The organism is Saccharopolyspora flava (assembly GCF_900116135.1).
In the GTDB taxonomy this organism is placed as follows: Bacteria; Actinomycetota; Actinomycetes; order Mycobacteriales; family Pseudonocardiaceae; genus Saccharopolyspora; species Saccharopolyspora flava.
In genome coordinates, this window is record NZ_FOZX01000011.1 from 124124 (window position 1) to 138774 (window position 14651).

The 14651-nt window shown below is 72.9% G+C and carries 13 protein-coding genes; 8 read left to right on the plus strand and 5 right to left on the minus strand.

Translation table 11 applies throughout. The features are described from left to right. Positions 1 to 4 precede the first annotated feature (4 nt). The gene (locus BM424_RS24850) at positions 5 to 202 is read right to left on the minus strand and encodes a hypothetical protein (RefSeq protein ID WP_093422696.1); all 198 of its coding nucleotides are present in this window, start codon (positions 200 to 202) and stop codon (positions 5 to 7) included. A gap of 139 nt (positions 203 to 341) precedes the next feature. Here BM424_RS24850 and BM424_RS24855 point away from each other — a divergent pair, with 139 nt between their 5' ends. The 8 genes from BM424_RS24855 to hpnH all read left to right on the plus strand — a co-directional run bounded on the left by BM424_RS24855 (position 342) and on the right by hpnH (position 9596). Next, positions 342 to 1535 carry a dipeptidase gene (locus BM424_RS24855; protein ID WP_093422699.1) on the plus strand — a complete coding sequence of 398 codons (1194 nt, stop codon included), beginning with the start codon at positions 342 to 344 and terminating at the stop codon, positions 1533 to 1535. Positions 1536 to 1862: 327 nt separating this feature from the next. Next, entirely contained in the window at positions 1863 to 2771 is a 909-nt protein-coding gene (hpnC, locus tag BM424_RS24860; RefSeq protein WP_093422702.1) for a squalene synthase HpnC, read from the plus strand. Continuing rightward, a complete protein-coding gene (gene hpnD / locus BM424_RS24865; RefSeq protein WP_093422705.1) occupies positions 2768 to 3631 on the plus strand; it encodes a presqualene diphosphate synthase HpnD in 864 nt (287 codons plus the stop codon). Before hpnC ends, hpnD begins: the two co-directional genes overlap by 4 nt. Next, positions 3628 to 4989 carry a hydroxysqualene dehydroxylase HpnE gene (gene hpnE / locus BM424_RS24870; protein ID WP_093422707.1) on the plus strand — a complete coding sequence of 454 codons (1362 nt, stop codon included), beginning with the start codon at positions 3628 to 3630 and terminating at the stop codon, positions 4987 to 4989. The genes hpnD and hpnE overlap by 4 nt, the downstream gene beginning before the upstream one ends. Next, complete coding sequence (locus BM424_RS24875; RefSeq protein ID WP_093422710.1) at positions 4986 to 5993, plus strand: polyprenyl synthetase family protein; 1008 nt, start codon at positions 4986 to 4988, stop codon at positions 5991 to 5993. Before hpnE ends, BM424_RS24875 begins: the two co-directional genes overlap by 4 nt. Further along, the gene (gene shc / locus BM424_RS24880) at positions 5990 to 7930 is read left to right on the plus strand and encodes a squalene--hopene cyclase (RefSeq protein ID WP_093422712.1); all 1941 of its coding nucleotides are present in this window, start codon (positions 5990 to 5992) and stop codon (positions 7928 to 7930) included. The genes BM424_RS24875 and shc overlap by 4 nt, the downstream gene beginning before the upstream one ends. A 2-nt stretch (positions 7931 to 7932) precedes the next feature. After that, complete coding sequence (locus BM424_RS24885; RefSeq protein WP_093422715.1) at positions 7933 to 8592, plus strand: 5'-methylthioadenosine/S-adenosylhomocysteine nucleosidase family protein; 660 nt, start codon at positions 7933 to 7935, stop codon at positions 8590 to 8592. A 2-nt stretch (positions 8593 to 8594) separates the two neighbouring features. After that, positions 8595 to 9596, plus strand: a complete 1002-nt coding sequence (gene hpnH, locus BM424_RS24890) for an adenosyl-hopene transferase HpnH (RefSeq protein WP_093422717.1) — start codon at positions 8595 to 8597, stop codon at positions 9594 to 9596. 180 nt (positions 9597 to 9776) lie between these two features. Here hpnH and BM424_RS24895 read toward each other — a convergent pair whose 3' ends face one another. From BM424_RS24895 to BM424_RS24910, 4 genes are all read right to left on the minus strand, one after another. After that, complete coding sequence (locus BM424_RS24895) at positions 9777 to 10586, minus strand: SAM-dependent methyltransferase (protein ID WP_093422720.1); 810 nt, start codon at positions 10584 to 10586, stop codon at positions 9777 to 9779. 68 nt (positions 10587 to 10654) lie between these two features. After that, positions 10655 to 11341 carry an SDR family NAD(P)-dependent oxidoreductase gene (locus BM424_RS24900; protein ID WP_093422815.1) on the minus strand — a complete coding sequence of 229 codons (687 nt, stop codon included), beginning with the start codon at positions 11339 to 11341 and terminating at the stop codon, positions 10655 to 10657. Continuing rightward, positions 11338 to 12246 carry a DMT family transporter gene (locus BM424_RS24905; protein WP_093422722.1) on the minus strand — a complete coding sequence of 303 codons (909 nt, stop codon included), beginning with the start codon at positions 12244 to 12246 and terminating at the stop codon, positions 11338 to 11340. The genes BM424_RS24900 and BM424_RS24905 overlap by 4 nt, the downstream gene beginning before the upstream one ends. Beyond that, the gene (locus BM424_RS24910) at positions 12243 to 14609 is read right to left on the minus strand and encodes a wax ester/triacylglycerol synthase domain-containing protein (RefSeq protein ID WP_093422724.1); all 2367 of its coding nucleotides are present in this window, start codon (positions 14607 to 14609) and stop codon (positions 12243 to 12245) included. The genes BM424_RS24905 and BM424_RS24910 overlap by 4 nt, the downstream gene beginning before the upstream one ends. Positions 14610 to 14651 lie beyond the last annotated feature (42 nt).

A 14651-nucleotide genomic window follows, 5' to 3' on the forward strand; every position in this document is an offset into this window, starting at 1 on the left:
CCCGTCAACTGTCGACGATCGAGTGGTACTCCGTCAGCTGCGCGACGTAGCCGTCGATCTGCTCGTCGAGCTCGGCGAGCCGCTCGCGCAGCCGCTCGGCCTGCCGCGTCGAGGCGCCGGGGAGCTGCGCCGCGAGGTGCCCGTACTCGGCCAGCACCGCGGGGAGGTTGCTGGTGTCCTGCTGCCTGGGGATTCGCTCCATATGCCGATGGTGCGGCCGAACGCCCGATTCGTCGATTCGATCTACGGCGTGGCTTCGCTCCCTGGTCGGGTGATCTCGAGCGGATATGCTCAGCGGGAACGACCGACCGGGTGAATCGGAACCGGAAAAAGGGAGTGCGATGAGCGACGTGGACGTGATGGCCCGGGCGCGGAACCTGCTCGAGGCCACGCCGGTGCTCGACGGCCACAACGACCTGCCGTGGGCGCTGCGCGAGCAGGTCCGCTACGACCTCGACCAGCGCGACATCGCCACCGACCAGACCGGCAGGCTGCACACCGACCTCGCCCGGCTGGAGGCCGGTGGCGTCGGCGGCCAGTTCTGGTCGGTGTACGTGCCGACCTCGTTGCAGGGCGACGCCGCGGTGAGCGCGACGCTGGAGCAGATCGACTGCGTCAAGGCCCTCGCGGCCCGCTACCCGCACCGGCTGCGGCTGGCCGGCACCGCCGACGAGGTCGAGGCCGCCCGCGCCGACGGCAAGCTCGCGTCGCTGATGGGCGCCGAGGGCGGGCACTCCATCAACTGCTCGCTGGCGACCTTGCGCGCGCTCTACGACCTCGGCGTGCGCTACCTGACGCTGACCCACAACGACAACACCCCGTGGGCCGACTCGGCCACCGACGAGCCCGCCGCTGACGGCCTGACCCGCTTCGGCGAGGAGGTCGTCCGCGAGATGAACCGGATGGGCATGCTCGTCGACCTCTCGCACGTCGCCGCCGACACCATGCGCGACGCGCTGCGCGTCAGCCGTGCCCCGGTGCTGTTCTCGCACTCCTCCTCCCGCGCGGTGTGCTCGCACCCGCGCAACATCCCCGACGACGTGCTCGCCCAGCTGCCCGGCAACGGCGGCGTGGCGATGGCGACGTTCGTGAGCAAATTCGTGCTGCAGGAGTCGGTGGACTGGACGGCCGCGGCGCAGCGGGAACTGGTCGCCCAGGGCTTCGACGCGCTCGACAGCAGCGAGGGGGCCAAGGAGGTGCTGCGCAAGTTCGAGGAGGCGAACCCGCAGCCGACCGCCACCGCCAAGACGGTGGCCGATCACCTCGACCACATGCGGGAGGTCGCCGGGATCGACCACATCGGCGTCGGCGGCGACTACGACGGCACGATGTTCCTGCCGGAGGACCTCGACGACGTCTCCGGCTACCCCAACCTCATCGCCGAGCTGCTCGACCGCGGCTGGTCGGAGACCGATCTGGGCAAGTTGACCTGGCACAACGCCGTGCGCGTGCTGCGCGACGCCGAGCGGGTGGCCGCGGACCTGCAGCGCACCGAGTCGCCCTCGATCGCCACCATCGACCAGCTCGACGGCTGATCCCGGCGGGGCCGCGCGCCCGGATCAGCACACCTTCGATGCGCCGTCCCGGTGATCCGGGGCGGCGCATCGTCGTCTTCTCCGTCGCAGTCGGTAGTCGGCTGGTCCAAAGTGATCAGGTCGTGCCACTCGATCCGGCCACCTGCTGGCGAGTCGGCGCGAAGCACGTCCCCGGGATGTCCAATATGGAACCGGGGAGAAGGTGCTTGCTCGAACACCGGCGCGAATCACCTTGATTCACGGGGTTCCTCGTTCGCCCTGCGCTGCCGCAGGGGCGCTCATACGATGCCGGTTGCGCCTCCTGGCCAGTGGATAGGAGGAGGACCGATGGTCTTGTCGTTGCCGGACGAGATGCTGTCCGGCGAGGATCCCGAACACCCGGAGGGGGCAGGGCGTTCGGGCGACTTCCCGCGCAGCGCCGCCGTGCTGGCGCGGATGCGTTCGGAGAACTTCCCGGTGGCCTCCCGCATCCTGCCCGGCGGTGTCCGCAGGCACCTGCACGCGCTCTACGGCTACTTCCGCCTCGTCGACTACGCCGGTGACGAAGCGCCCGGAAACCGCGAGGCGCTGCTGGACTTCCTCGAACACGATCTCGAACGCGCCTACGCGGGATCCGCCCGGCTGCCGCTCATGCAGGCGCTGCAGGAGACCGTCGCCGACCGCGCCATCCCGCAGTCCACACTGGTCAAGCTCATCGAGGCCAACCGCCGCGACCAGCACGTCAAGCGCTACGCCGACTTCGACGAGCTGCTGGACTACTGCGCGCTGTCGGCCAACCCGGTCGGCGAGTCGGTGCTGCACGTGTTCGGCCGCGCCGAAGAAGGGCTGATCGCGCTGTCCGACCGGATCTGCAGCGCCCTGCAGATCCTGGAGCACCTGCAGGACCTCGCCGAGGACCACCGGGCCGGACGCGTCTACGTGCCCGCCGAGGACCTGGCGCGCTACGGCTGCCAGGAACTCGACCTGGCCGCCCCGCGCGCCTCGACCGCGCTGCGCGGGCTGGTGCGCTTCGAGGTGGACCGCGCCCGCCGCATGCTGCGCGACGGCAGCGTGCTGGTCGGAGCCCTGTCGGGAACCGCGCGGGTGGCCGTGGCCGGCTACGTCGCCGGAGGGCTGGCCACCGTCGCCGCGTTCGCCGCGGCCGGACACGACCCGCTGGCCGCGCCGGTCAGCCCGAGCAGGTCGCGCACGTTCGCCGAGTGGGCGCGACTGCACGCGATGGGAGGGACTCGGTGACCCAACCGACTCAGATCCGCGACGCCTACCAGGAGTGCGAGCGGATCACCCGAGAGCAGGCGCGCAACTTCTCCTACGGCATCCGCCTGCTGCCGGGCCCGAAGCGCCGAGCCCTCTCGGCGGTGTACGCCTTCGCCCGTCGCGTCGACGACATCGGCGACGGCGAGCTGCCGCGCGAGGACAAGCTGCGCGAGCTCAAGCAGTGCCGCGAAGCCGTGCACCAGGCCTCGATCGGGTCGGCCGACCCGGTGCTGGCCGCGCTCGCCGACGTCGCGAGCCGGATGCCGCTGCCGCTGGAGGCCTTCGACGAGCTCATCGACGGCTGCGAGGCCGACGTGCGCGGCACCGGCTACACCACCTTCGACGAGCTGCTGCACTACTGCCGCTGCGTGGCCGGGTCGATCGGCCGGCTGTCGCTGGGCGTGTTCGGTACCGACGACCCGGACACCGCCACCCCGCGCGCCGACGCGCTCGGAGTGGCGCTGCAGCTGACCAACATCCTGCGCGACGTCCGCGAGGACCAGCTCAACGGCCGGGTGTACCTGCCCGCGGACGACCTCGCGCACTTCGGGGTGCGGCTGGAACCCGGCAGCGGGTTCGTCGAGGACAGCGCCCGCTGGAACCGGCTGGTGCGCTTCCAGGCCGCCCGCGCCGAGCGCTGGTACATCGAGGGGTTCCGGTTGCTGCCGATGCTGGACCGGCGCTCGCGGGCCTGCTGCGCGTCGATGGCCGGGATCTACCACGAGCTGCTGGTGCGCATCGCCTGCAACCCCAACGCCGCGATGCACCAGCGCACCTCGCTGACCGGGTGGCGCAAGGCGGGAGTGGCGGCCCGCTCGCTGGCGGGGATGGCGCCGTGAACCGGGGGAGCGTCGTGGTCGTCGGCGGTGGCCTGGCCGGGATCACCGCCGCGCTGGAGTGCCGCGAGCGCGGCTACGCCGTCCAGCTGCTGGAGGCGCGGCCCAGGCTGGGCGGGGCCACCTACTCGTTCGCGCGCGGCGAGCTGCTCATCGACACCGGCCAGCACGTGCTGCTGCGCTGCTACACCGCCTACCTCGACCTGCTGCGCAGGATCGGCGCCGCCGACGGGATCCGGATGCAGCAGCGCTTCGAGATCCCGGTGCTCAGCCCCGGTGCGGCGCCCGCGACACTGCGGCGCTGGAACCTGCGCGCACCCGCGCACCTGACCCCGGCGCTGCTGGGCTACCGGAAGCTGAACCCGCTGCAGCGGGCCCGGGTCGCGCGCACCGCGCTCACGCTGCGCGGGCTGGACCCGGCCGATCCGGCGCTGGACGAGCAGAGCTTCGGGCAGTGGCTGCGCGCCCAGGGCGAAACGCCGCGCGCGGTGGAGGCGCTGTGGGGTCTGCTGGCGGTGGCCGCGCTCAACGCCGAACCCGAGCACGCCTCGATGGCCTTGGCGGCCAAGGTGTTCCGCACCGGCGTGCTCGACTCGGCCGAGGCCTGCGACATCGGCATCCCGCAGCGGCCGCTGTCGGAGCTGCACGGCGACGCCGGCCTGCGGGCCCTGACCGCGGCGGGCGCGCAGGTGCGGCTGCGGTGCAAGGTGCGCGCGATCCGGCGTGGTGCCAACGGTTTTCAGATCCCGATCGACGACCAGGCCGGGCAGGCCGAGCTCACGGCGGACTCGGTGGTCGTGGCGACGCCGCACCCGGCGGCGGCCGGTCTGCTGGCCGACCTGCCGGTGCGCGGCGCCTGCGACTGGGCGCGGCTGTCGTCGGCGCCGATCGTCAACGTGCACGCCCACTTCGACCGCCAGGTCACCGAGCTGGAGATGGCCGCCGCGCTGGACTCGCCGGTGCAATGGGTCTTCGACCGCACCCGCATCTCGGGGGCGCGCACCGGCCAGTACCTGGCGCTGTCGCAGTCGGCGGCCCAGCAGGAGCTCGGGATGCGCACCGAGGAGCTGCGCGAGATCTTCCTGCCCGCGCTGCGGGATCTCTTCCCGGCCGCCCGGCAGGCCCGGCTGCTCGACTTCTTCGTCACCCGCGAACCCCACGCCACGTTCCGGCAGGCGCCGGGCACCGCGGCGCTGCGCCCGGAGGCGCGCACCAACGTGCCGGGGCTGGTGCTGGCCGGCGCGTGGACCGCGACCGGGTGGCCGGACACCACCGAAGGTGCCGTTCGCAGCGGGATCAGCGCCGCCGAGGTGGTCGACAGCCAGCAGCGAGCACCGCAGAGCGTGGAGGTGACGGCATGACCGCAGTCCTGCCCCTGGCGCTGCGCAGCGCCAAGGAATCGGTCGAACCCACGCTGCGCTCGGCGGTGGCGCGGCTCGACGTCGACACCCGCCGCGTCGCCGAGTACCACTTCGGGTGGAGCGACGTGCACGGCGCGCCCACCGACGCCGGCGGCAAGGCGCTGCGCCCGGCGATGGCGCTGGCCGCCACCGAAATCGCCTGCGGCGAACCGGAACTCGGCGTCGCCGGGGCCGCGGCGGTGGAGCTGGTGCACAACTTCTCGCTGCTGCACGACGACGTGATGGACGGCGATACCTCCCGCAGGCACCGGCCCACCGCCTGGACCGCGTTCGGCTCCTCGGCGGCGATCCTGGCCGGTGACGCGCTGCTGGCGGTCGCCCCGGAGGTGCTGCTGGAGTCCGCCTCGCCGCACGCGTCGGTGGCGGTGCGGTCGTTGTCGGCGACCACCCGGGTGCTCATCGCCGGGCAGGCCGCCGACCTCGACTTCGAGAAGCGCACCGACGTCGACCTCACCGAGTGCCTGAGCATGGCGCACGACAAGACCGCCGCGCTGCTGGCCTGCGCCTGCTCCATCGGGCCGCTGAGCGCGGGCGCGCCGCGCGGGAAGGTGCGCGCGCTGCACGGCTACGGCACCGAGCTGGGCATGGCGTTCCAGCTCGTCGACGACCTGCTGGGCCTGTGGGGAGACCCGGAGGTCACCGGCAAGCCGGTCCTGTCGGACCTGCGCACCCGCAAGAAGTCGGTCCCGGTGGTGCACGCCCTGACCTCCGGCACGACAGCGGGCGAGCGGCTCTCGGAGCTCTACGAGCAGACCGAGCCGCTCACCGAGGAGCAGTTGCACGAAGCCGCCGAGATGGTGCGCCGCGCCGGTTCCGAGGACTGGACGCGGCGGGAGTGCCGGCGTCGGCTCGAGCGCGCGGAGGCAGCGCTGGAAGCCGGATCGCTGGGCGACACCGCGGCACTGGGAGAGCTCGCCGAATTCATCGTACGGAGGAAGCTTTGACCGATCAGCTGCAACAGTCCGCGCGATCCGCCGCCACGGCCGCGGAGATCCCCAGCCAGGGCGCGGTGCGCGCGGACGCGCGGATGGCCGCGCTGGCGGCCCGCGACCACCTGCTGTCGCTGCAGAGCCCGGAGGGCTGGTGGAAGGGCGAGCTGCAGACCAACGTGACGATGGACGTCGAGGACCTCCTGCTGCGGCAGTTCCTCGGCATCCGCACCGCCACCGAGACCGAGCAGGCCGCGCGCTGGATCCGGTCCCAGCAGCGCGAGGACGGCACCTGGGCGAACTTCCACGGCGGTCCCGGCGACCTGTCCACCACCGTCGAGGCCTACACCGCGCTCAAGCTCGCCGGCGACGACGTCGAGGCCGCGCACATGCGGATCACGCGGGACTGGATCCTCGCCCGCGGCGGGCTGGAGGAGACGCGGGTGTTCACCCGGATCTGGCTGGCGCTGTTCGGCGAGTGGTCGTGGGACGACCTGCCCGCCATGCCGCCGGAGGTCGTGCTGCTGCCGAAGTGGTGCCCGCTCAACGTCTCCGACTGGGCCTGCTGGGCGCGCCAGACCGTGGTGCCGCTGACCGTGGTGTGCACCCTGCGGCCGCGCCGCGACCTGGGCATCAGCGTCCGCGAGCTGCGCACCGGGCGGCCCGCGTCGCCGCCGCGCCGGGAGTGGTCCTGGGCCTACGGCTTCCACAGCCTCGACCGCGTCCTGCACCGCTACCACCGGCGCCCGGTCAAGTCGCTGCGCGAGCACGCGATGCGCCGCGCCGCCGAGTGGATCGTGGCCCGCCAGGAGGCCGACGGCTCGTGGGGCGGCATCCAGCCGCCGTGGGTGTACTCGATCCTCGCGCTGCACCTGCTCGGGTATCCGATGGACCACCCGGTGATCGCCCAGGGGCTCAGCGGGATGGAGCGGTTCCTCATCCGCGAGCAGACCCCCGACGGCGTGGTGCGCAGGCTGGAGGCCTGCCAGTCGCCGGTGTGGGACACGGTGCTGGGCGTGCAGGCGCTGCACGACGCGGGCGTTCCGGCCGATCACCCGTCGCTGCGGCGCGCCGCGGACTACCTGCTGGCCGAGGAGATCCGGGTCAAGGGCGACTGGGCGGTGCAGCGCCCCGATCTGCCCGCCGGCGGTGGCTGGGCGTTCGAGTTCGACAACGACGGATACCCCGACATCGACGACACCGCCGAGGTGCTGCTGGCGCTCAACCGCGTCGACCACCCCGATCCCGAGGCGGTGCGCGGAGCGATCGCGCGCGGGCTGCGGTGGTTGCGCGGGATGCGCTCGAAGGACGGCGGCTGGGCCGCCTTCGACGCCGACAACACCCGCCAGTTGGTCCGCAAGCTGCCGTTCTGCGACTTCGGCGAGGTCATCGACCCGCCGTCGGCCGACGTCACCGCGCACGTGGTGGAGGCGCTGGCGGTGCTCGGCGAGGACGACGAGGTGCTGCGCGGCGGCGTGAAGTGGTTGCTGGCCAACCAGGAGCGGGACGGGTCGTGGTTCGGGCGGTGGGGCGCCAACCACGTCTACGGCACCGGCGCGGTGGTGCCCGCCCTGGTCGCGGCCGGGGTCGACCGGCAGCACCGCTCGCTGCGCGACGCGGTGCGGTGGCTGGAGCAGCACCAGAACGCCGACGGCGGCTGGGGCGAGGACCTGCGCTCCTACGACGATCCGGAGTGGATCGGCCGCGGCGCCTCCACGGCCTCGCAGACGGGGTGGGCGCTGATGGCGCTGCTGGCGATGAACCGGCACGACAGCGACGCGGTGCGCCGCGGCGTCGGCTACCTGGCCCGCAGCCAGCGCGCCGACGGCGGCTGGGACGAACCGCAGTTCACCGGGACCGGGTTCCCCGGCGACTTCTACATCAACTACCACCTGTACCGGGTGATCTTCCCGCTGACCGCGCTCGGGCGCTACCTGCGGGACGGGGAGTGAGCATGTCGACGAGGATGCTGATCTGCGCTCCGATGCGGCTGGAGGCCAGCGCGCTGCGCTCGGCCGCCGACAACACCGCGTCGGGCCAGGAGACCATGCGCACCACCGGCCTCGGGGCCGATTCGGTGGCGGTGCGCCGCACCGGCTACGGGCCGCGCCGCAGCGCCCGCAGCGCGGTCCGGTTGCTGGCCGCCGACTTCGACGTCCTGGTCGTCGCCGGGCTCGCCGGCGGGCTGTCGCCGGAGGTGCGCAGCGGAGACGTGATCGTCGCCGACGAGCTGCGCGGGCACCGGGAGGTGCTGCGCTGCCAGGCCGCCGATTCGCTGGCGGCCGAGCTCGTGCGCAGCGGTTTCCCGGTGCGCTGCGGGCCGATCGTGACCACCGACGCGCTGGCGCACGGCCAGCGCCGCGCCGAGCTGGCCGCCACCGGTGCGCTGGCGGTGGACCTGGAGTCGGCGGTGCTGGCCCAGGCCGCCGGGCACCGCCCGCTGGCGGTGGTGCGGGTCGTGGTCGACACCCCGCAGCACCCCCTGATGCGGCCGGGCACCGTCCGCCGGGCGATGTCCGGGCTGGCGCGGCTGCACGCCGTGGGCTCGTGCCTGCGGCGGTGGGGCCGCCAGATCCCGCCGGAAGTCCGCACGACCTGTGAGGAGGCGTTGTAGCCATGGGCATTCCCGTGCGCCAGGCGGTCCGCGTCGGGGCCTACCTGCTCAAGCAGAAGCTCGCGCGGCGCGAGAAGTTCGCGCTCACCCTGGAGCTGGAGCCGCTGTTCGCCTGCAACCTGGCCTGCGCCGGGTGCGGCAAGATCCAGCACCCGGCCAACGTGCTCAAGCAGCGGATGCCGGTCGAGCAGGCGCTGGCCGCGGTCGAGGAGTGCGGCGCCCCGGTGGTCTCGATCGCCGGGGGAGAGCCGCTGATGCACCCGCAGATCGACGTGCTGGTGCGGGAACTGGTCAAGCGCAAGAAGTTCGTCTACCTGTGCACCAACGCGCTGCTGATGCCGCGCAAGATCGACGAGTTCGAGCCGTCGCCGTACTTCTCGTTCGCGGTGCACATCGACGGGCTGGAGGAGCGGCACGACGCCTCGGTGTGCAAGAAGGGCGTGTTCGCCCAGGCCGTGGACAACGTGAAGGACGCGCAGCGGCGAGGTTTCCGGGTCACGACCAACTCGACGTTCTTCACCACCGACACGCCGCAGTCGGTCATCGAGGTGCTCGACTTCCTCAACAACGACCTCGAGGTCGACCAGATGATGCTCTCGCCCGCCTACGCCTACGACAAGGCGCCGGACCAGGAGCACTTCCTCGGCGTGACCGAGACCCGCGAGCTGTTCAAGAAGGTCTTCGCCGACGGGCGGCGGAAGAAGTGGCGCTTCAACCACTCGCCGCTGTTCCTGGACTTCCTGGAGGGCAAGGTCGACTTCGACTGCACCGCGTGGGCGATCCCGTCGTACTCGCTCTACGGCTGGCAGCGGCCCTGCTACCTGATGAACGACGGCTACGCCGCCAGCTACCGCGAACTGCTGGAGGACACCGACTGGCAGGCCTACGGCCGGGGCAACGATCCGCGCTGCGCCAACTGCATGGCCCACTGCGGCTACGAACCCACCTCGGTCCTGGCCACCATGGGCTCCCTCCGAGAATCCCTGCGCGCCCTCCGCGGCTGACCGCACCGCGCGGTGCCGCCTGCGATCGAGCGCCGCGGCGGTGTCGGTGATCGTGGGCAGGGGACAGTTTTAGTCCAAATCACCCATGATCAATATCCGTTTTGTCTGGACAGTTCGGGCTAAAACTGCCCCCTGCCCACCGACGCACCCGAAGTGAGTCACCCGAAACACCCTGCGGGGTCAGGACTTGCGTCCCACGGCCGCCGCGATGCAGCGCGCGGCCGAGGACAGCGGGGTGAGGCGCGGGCCGTCGGGCCACCAGTCGTCGTTGACGACCAAGCCCGGTTCGACGAGCTCGAGATCGCCGAGGATGTCGAGGATCTGCGCGCGGGTGCGCCAGAACCCGCGTCCCGTCCCGCCCTCGCCCTGCATGATCGACTCGACCCGGCGGGCGGTGGCGGTGTCCTCGTCCTCCGGGTCGAGGAAGTGCGTGAACGCCACGTAGGACCCGGCTGGCAGGGCGTCGACGTAGGTGCGCAGCACCTCGGCCGGCGGGAGGCCGAACCGCTCCTCGTGGTGGTGCAGCGTGGCCACGTGCAGCAGCGCCATCGGGCGGGAGAAGTCGAGGAAGTCGCGCACCACGTCGCTGTCGAGGACCTGCTCCGGCCGGAAGATGTCGGCGCCCAGCAGCCGCGTTCCCTCGTCGGCGGCCAGCAGATCGCGGCCGTGGGCGAGCACCACCGGGTCGTTGTCGACGTAGACCACGCGGGCATCGCGGTTGAGCCGCTGGGCGATCTGGTGGGTGTTCTCGGCGGTCGGCAGGCCCGACCCGCAGTCCAGGAACTGGTCGAGCCCGGCGTGGGCGGTCAGGAACCGCACGGCCCTGGTCAGGAACATCCGGTTGCTGATCGCGATCTGGCGGACCTCGGGCACGGCCTGGTCCATGCGGTGCAGCAGTTCCCGGTCCACCGGGAAGTTCGTCGTGCCGCCGATGGCGTAGTCGTAGGCGCGAGCGATGCTCGGCACGCTGGTGTCGATGGGATCGGACATCACGCACGGACCTCCCGCGACGGCGTCTCGACGAGCTTAACCACCGACGCGACCGGGTGCGGCGGGATTCACCCGAAACGCCTTGCGAGGTGGTGGAAGGTGGCCGGGAGGGCGCCGTGGAGGCGGTCGGCGACGGTGAGCCAGCGGGGGACGAAGACCTCGGCCCGGCCGCGCAGGACGGCGTCGACGAGGGCGTCGGCGACCCGCTCGGGTTCGACCATGCGCGGGAAGCGGCGGTCGTAGGTGCGGCCGTGGAAGAACGGGGTGCGCACCGCGCCCGGGAACACCGCGGTCGTGGTGATGCCGCGATAGCGCAGGCTCGCCGCGAAGGTGCGCAGCCCGGCCTTGGTCGCGGCGTAGACGTCCTCGTCGCGCACGCCGACCACGGCCACCGACGCCACGAACGCCACCCGGGGCGGCAGCAGGGCGCGGGTCAAGCGCATCGGGACGGTCAGGTTGAGCTCGACGAGCCGGTCGATGCGGTCCGGTTCCATCTCGGCGAACGGGCCCGCCCAGCCGATCCCGGCGCTGTGCACCAGCAGGTCCACGCCGCGACCGGCGTCGATCACCTGCCGCAGCGCGTCGTCGTCGGTGAGGTCGGCGGCCACGGCGCGGCCTCCGGTGCGGTCGGCCAGTTCCTCCAGGCGCCGCCGGTCGCGGCCGGTGAGCACCAGGTTCCAGCCGTCGGCGGCCAGCCGCAGCGCGGTGGCCGCGCCGATGCCCGACGAGGCGCCGGTGACCAGCGCGTGGTTCATCCCCACGATCCGGGTTCCTCCTGCGCGGCCAGTTCGCGGCCCAGCTGCTCGCTGCGCCGCGCCAGCACCGCGATCCCGCCGACCATCAGCGCCGCCGCGACCGCCTCCCCGGCCAGGATCGCGGGGGAGTGGGCGATCTCCTCGCCCAGCCAGCTCACCCCGATCGCCGCGGACGCCAGCGGGTCGACGGTGGTGATCACCGCCAGCGACGGCGACATCAACCGGCCGCGCTGGAACGTCTGCTGGCTGAGCAGGAATCCCATCGGGCCGACCACGCACACCACGTACAGGGTCCAGTGGCCGAACGGCTCGACCAGACCGCCGGTGCGGAACTGCCCGGCCACCACCCGCATCAACCCCGCGGTGACGCCGTAGAGGACGCCGGTGGCCACCGCCAGGCCGACCACGCCGAACTCGCCCGGCAGCCACCGCTCGGCCAGCAGCGAGAGCACCACCAGCAGCCCCAGCACCACCGCGAGCGGCAGCACCGGTGCCCCGGTGAACTCGCTGCCCTGCCCGGAAGGCCGCGCCAGCACCAGGAACGCCGCCAGCCCGCCCGCGCAGCACAGCGCGCCGAGCGCGAGCACCAGGTCCATCCGCCGCTGCGCGAACCACGCCGCGAACGCGGCGCCGAAGAGCACCGAGGTCACCAGCAGCGGCTGCACCAGCACCAGCGGGCCGAACGCCAGCGCCACCACCTGCAGCGACAGGCCCACGATCACCGTGCCGATGCTCAGCACCCAGATCGGTTTGCGCACCAGGTCCCAGAACATGCGGGGGCTGAAGGTGGCGACCTGGGGCACCTGCTTGGTCACCCGGTGCTGGATGGCGCTGGCCAGCCCGAAGCTCGCGGCGCCCACCACCGCGGCGGGCACGGCCACGCCCAGCACGGTGCCGGAGCTCACCGGCGCTCCCGCAGCTCGTCGAAGGCGTCCCGCAGGTGTCCGGCCAGCACGTCGGCGTCCGGGGCGAGCCCGGGATCGGTGGTGACGCCGACGCCGAACTCCTCGCCCCAGCCGATCGCGCCGATCGCCACGCCCACCCCGTCGGCCAGCGACAGCACCGGCAGCACCCGGCTGAGCCGGGAGCCGTTGATGTGCTCGGCGCGCCGCCTGCCCGGCATCACCGACACCACGGCGTTGAAGAACCGGCGCCCGTAGATGCGGCGCACGATCCAGGCGTGCAGCGGCGCGGGCAGCAGGCCGAGCCCGGACAGCACCGCTCCCGCTGCTGCGGGCTGCCCGGAGTGGTCGGGTGCGGTCAGGGCGTCGGCGACCGCGCGGATCCGCCACACCAGCGGCATCGGGCCGACCGGCAGGTCCACCGACAGGGTGTGCGTGTGGTTGCCGGGGGTCTCCAGGCCCGCGCCGTCGCGGCCGGTGCGGGCCGTGCGCGGCACCATCACGCGGAACAGGGCGCCGGTGCGGTTCTCGTCCAGCGCCCGGTGCAGCGCCTCGGCGACCAGACCGATCAGCAGCGCGCTGCTCGTCACGCCGTGGTCCCGCGCGTGCGCGCGCACCCGCACCGCCGGAAGGGCGAGGCGTCCGAAGCTGCGGGCCGGGGTGCTGCGCCCGGTCCAGGCGCGGCTCGGCGCACCCGCGGTGGTGGCCAGGCCGACGAGGCCGCGCAGCACCTCGCGCACTTGCCCGGTCCGGCCGCCTCGCGCCGGTCTCGACGTGGGCTGGGGCCCGTCGCAGAGCAGGCGCAGCAGCGTCCCGGTGACCGCCAGCCCGTCGCCGAGAGCGTGGTGCATCTTGGCCAGCAGCGTCGCCCGGCCGGTGGCCGGGTCGTGCAGCAGCCGCAGCTCCCACGGCGGCCGGTCGGTGCGCACCGGGGTCGAGAAGAACTCGGTGATGAACGCGTCCGGGTCGTGCTCGGGGCGCAGCTCGCGTGAGCTGAGGTGGTCGGCGGGGTCGATGTCGGCGTCGGCGATCCACTGCGGACGCAGTCCGGTCCGGGTCTCCAGCCTGCGGGTGAGCATCGGCAGCGCCGGCGCGTGCACGCGGATCCGGGCCGCGAGGTGCTCGCACCACTGGTGCGTGGAGTTCAGCGACGGCTCCAGCTGGAGGATCGCGCCGGTCTGCTGCGCGACCTCCGGGGTCGTGGCGTAGACGAAGAACGCGTCCTGCGGGCGCAGCGGCCGCCTACCGCGGTGGCGGGGGAGGTCGGCCAGCGCGGCCACCTGCTCGTCGAAGTCCGCGGCGCGGCAGTGCTTGAACGCCCGTTCCTCCCGCTCGCCGACCTCGTGCGGGTCGGCGACCCAGCGGCGCAGCGTCTCGGTCAGCTGCGACTCCTCCGGGCACAGCTCGGCCAGGCCGGCGTCGGCCATCAGCTCGGCGTTGGCGCGGCCGTGCCCGGCGATCGGCTCGAACATGATCACCGCGCGCCCGCAGGCCAGGGCCTCCAGCGCCGTGGCACCACCCGCGTTGGTGATGACCACGTCCGCGCAGCCCATCAGCCCGGGCATGTCGTCGACCCAGCCCAGCGGCACCACCCGGGGATCGCCGCGCGCCAGCAGCCGTTCGCGCACCGCCTCGTTGCGCCCGCACACCACCAGCACGCGGGCCAGCTCCGGCACCCGCAGCGCGGCGTCCACCGCGCGTTCCACGGCGCCGAAGCTCAACGCCCCGCACGAGATCAGCGCGGTGAAACCCGTTGCGGGGACACCGAACTCGGCGCGGGCGGTGGCGCGGTCGCGCGGGTGGAACTCGCCGCGCACCGGAGGCACCGACACCGCCCCGACCGCGTCGGGTTCGGCGCGGTGCATCGCGCGCAGGCTCGCCTCGCTCATCACGTAGTGCAGATCCGCCTCGGGGTACACCCAGAACGGGTGCGGCGCGAAGTCCGACACCACCGCCGAGACCGGCACGTCGAGCTCGCCGTGCCTGCGGATCCAGTCCAGCCCCGCGGTGCCCAGCGGGTAGGTCGAGACGATCAGATCCGGGGCGACGCGGCGGATCTCGCGGCGCAGCAGCGGGCCGCACCAGGCTCCGACGAAGCGGCGGGAGGAGGTGGCGAACCACCGGTACCGCCACAGCGAGTCGTAGAAGAAGTCGTAGAGCCAGGGCGTCGACTCGACGTTGGTGACGTAGATCCAGTTGAACGCGCGGGGAACCCAGCGGCCCATGATGCGCAGTGCGTCCAGCCACACCACCTCGCACCCGGGCCAGACCCGGCGCGCGGCCTCCTCGACGGCGCGAGCGGTCGCGTTGTGTCCTTCACCGATGGTGGCGCTGATCAGCAGCACTCGACGCGGCTGGGAGCTCACGCGACCGATTCCTTTCACCAAGCGTGCCTTCGCAGGCTAACG

Bases quoted from the DNA above. Each gene is read 5' to 3' on its own strand.
- BM424_RS24895 (WP_093422720.1), bottom strand. From the start codon at position 10,586: ATGTCCGATCCCATCGACACCAGCGTGCCGAGCATCGCTCGCGCCTAC.
- BM424_RS24855 (WP_093422699.1), top strand. From the start codon at position 342: ATGAGCGACGTGGACGTGATGGCCCGGGCGCGGAACCTGCTCGAGGCC.
- BM424_RS24850 (WP_093422696.1), bottom strand. From the start codon at position 202: ATGGAGCGAATCCCCAGGCAGCAGGACACCAGCAACCTCCCCGCGGTG.
- hpnC (WP_093422702.1), top strand. From the start codon at position 1,863: ATGGTCTTGTCGTTGCCGGACGAGATGCTGTCCGGCGAGGATCCCGAA.
- BM424_RS24900 (WP_093422815.1), bottom strand. From the start codon at position 11,341: ATGAACCACGCGCTGGTCACCGGCGCCTCGTCGGGCATCGGCGCGGCC.
- BM424_RS24875 (WP_093422710.1), top strand. From the start codon at position 4,986: ATGACCGCAGTCCTGCCCCTGGCGCTGCGCAGCGCCAAGGAATCGGTC.
- hpnH (WP_093422717.1), top strand. From the start codon at position 8,595: ATGGGCATTCCCGTGCGCCAGGCGGTCCGCGTCGGGGCCTACCTGCTC.
- BM424_RS24885 (WP_093422715.1), top strand. From the start codon at position 7,933: ATGTCGACGAGGATGCTGATCTGCGCTCCGATGCGGCTGGAGGCCAGC.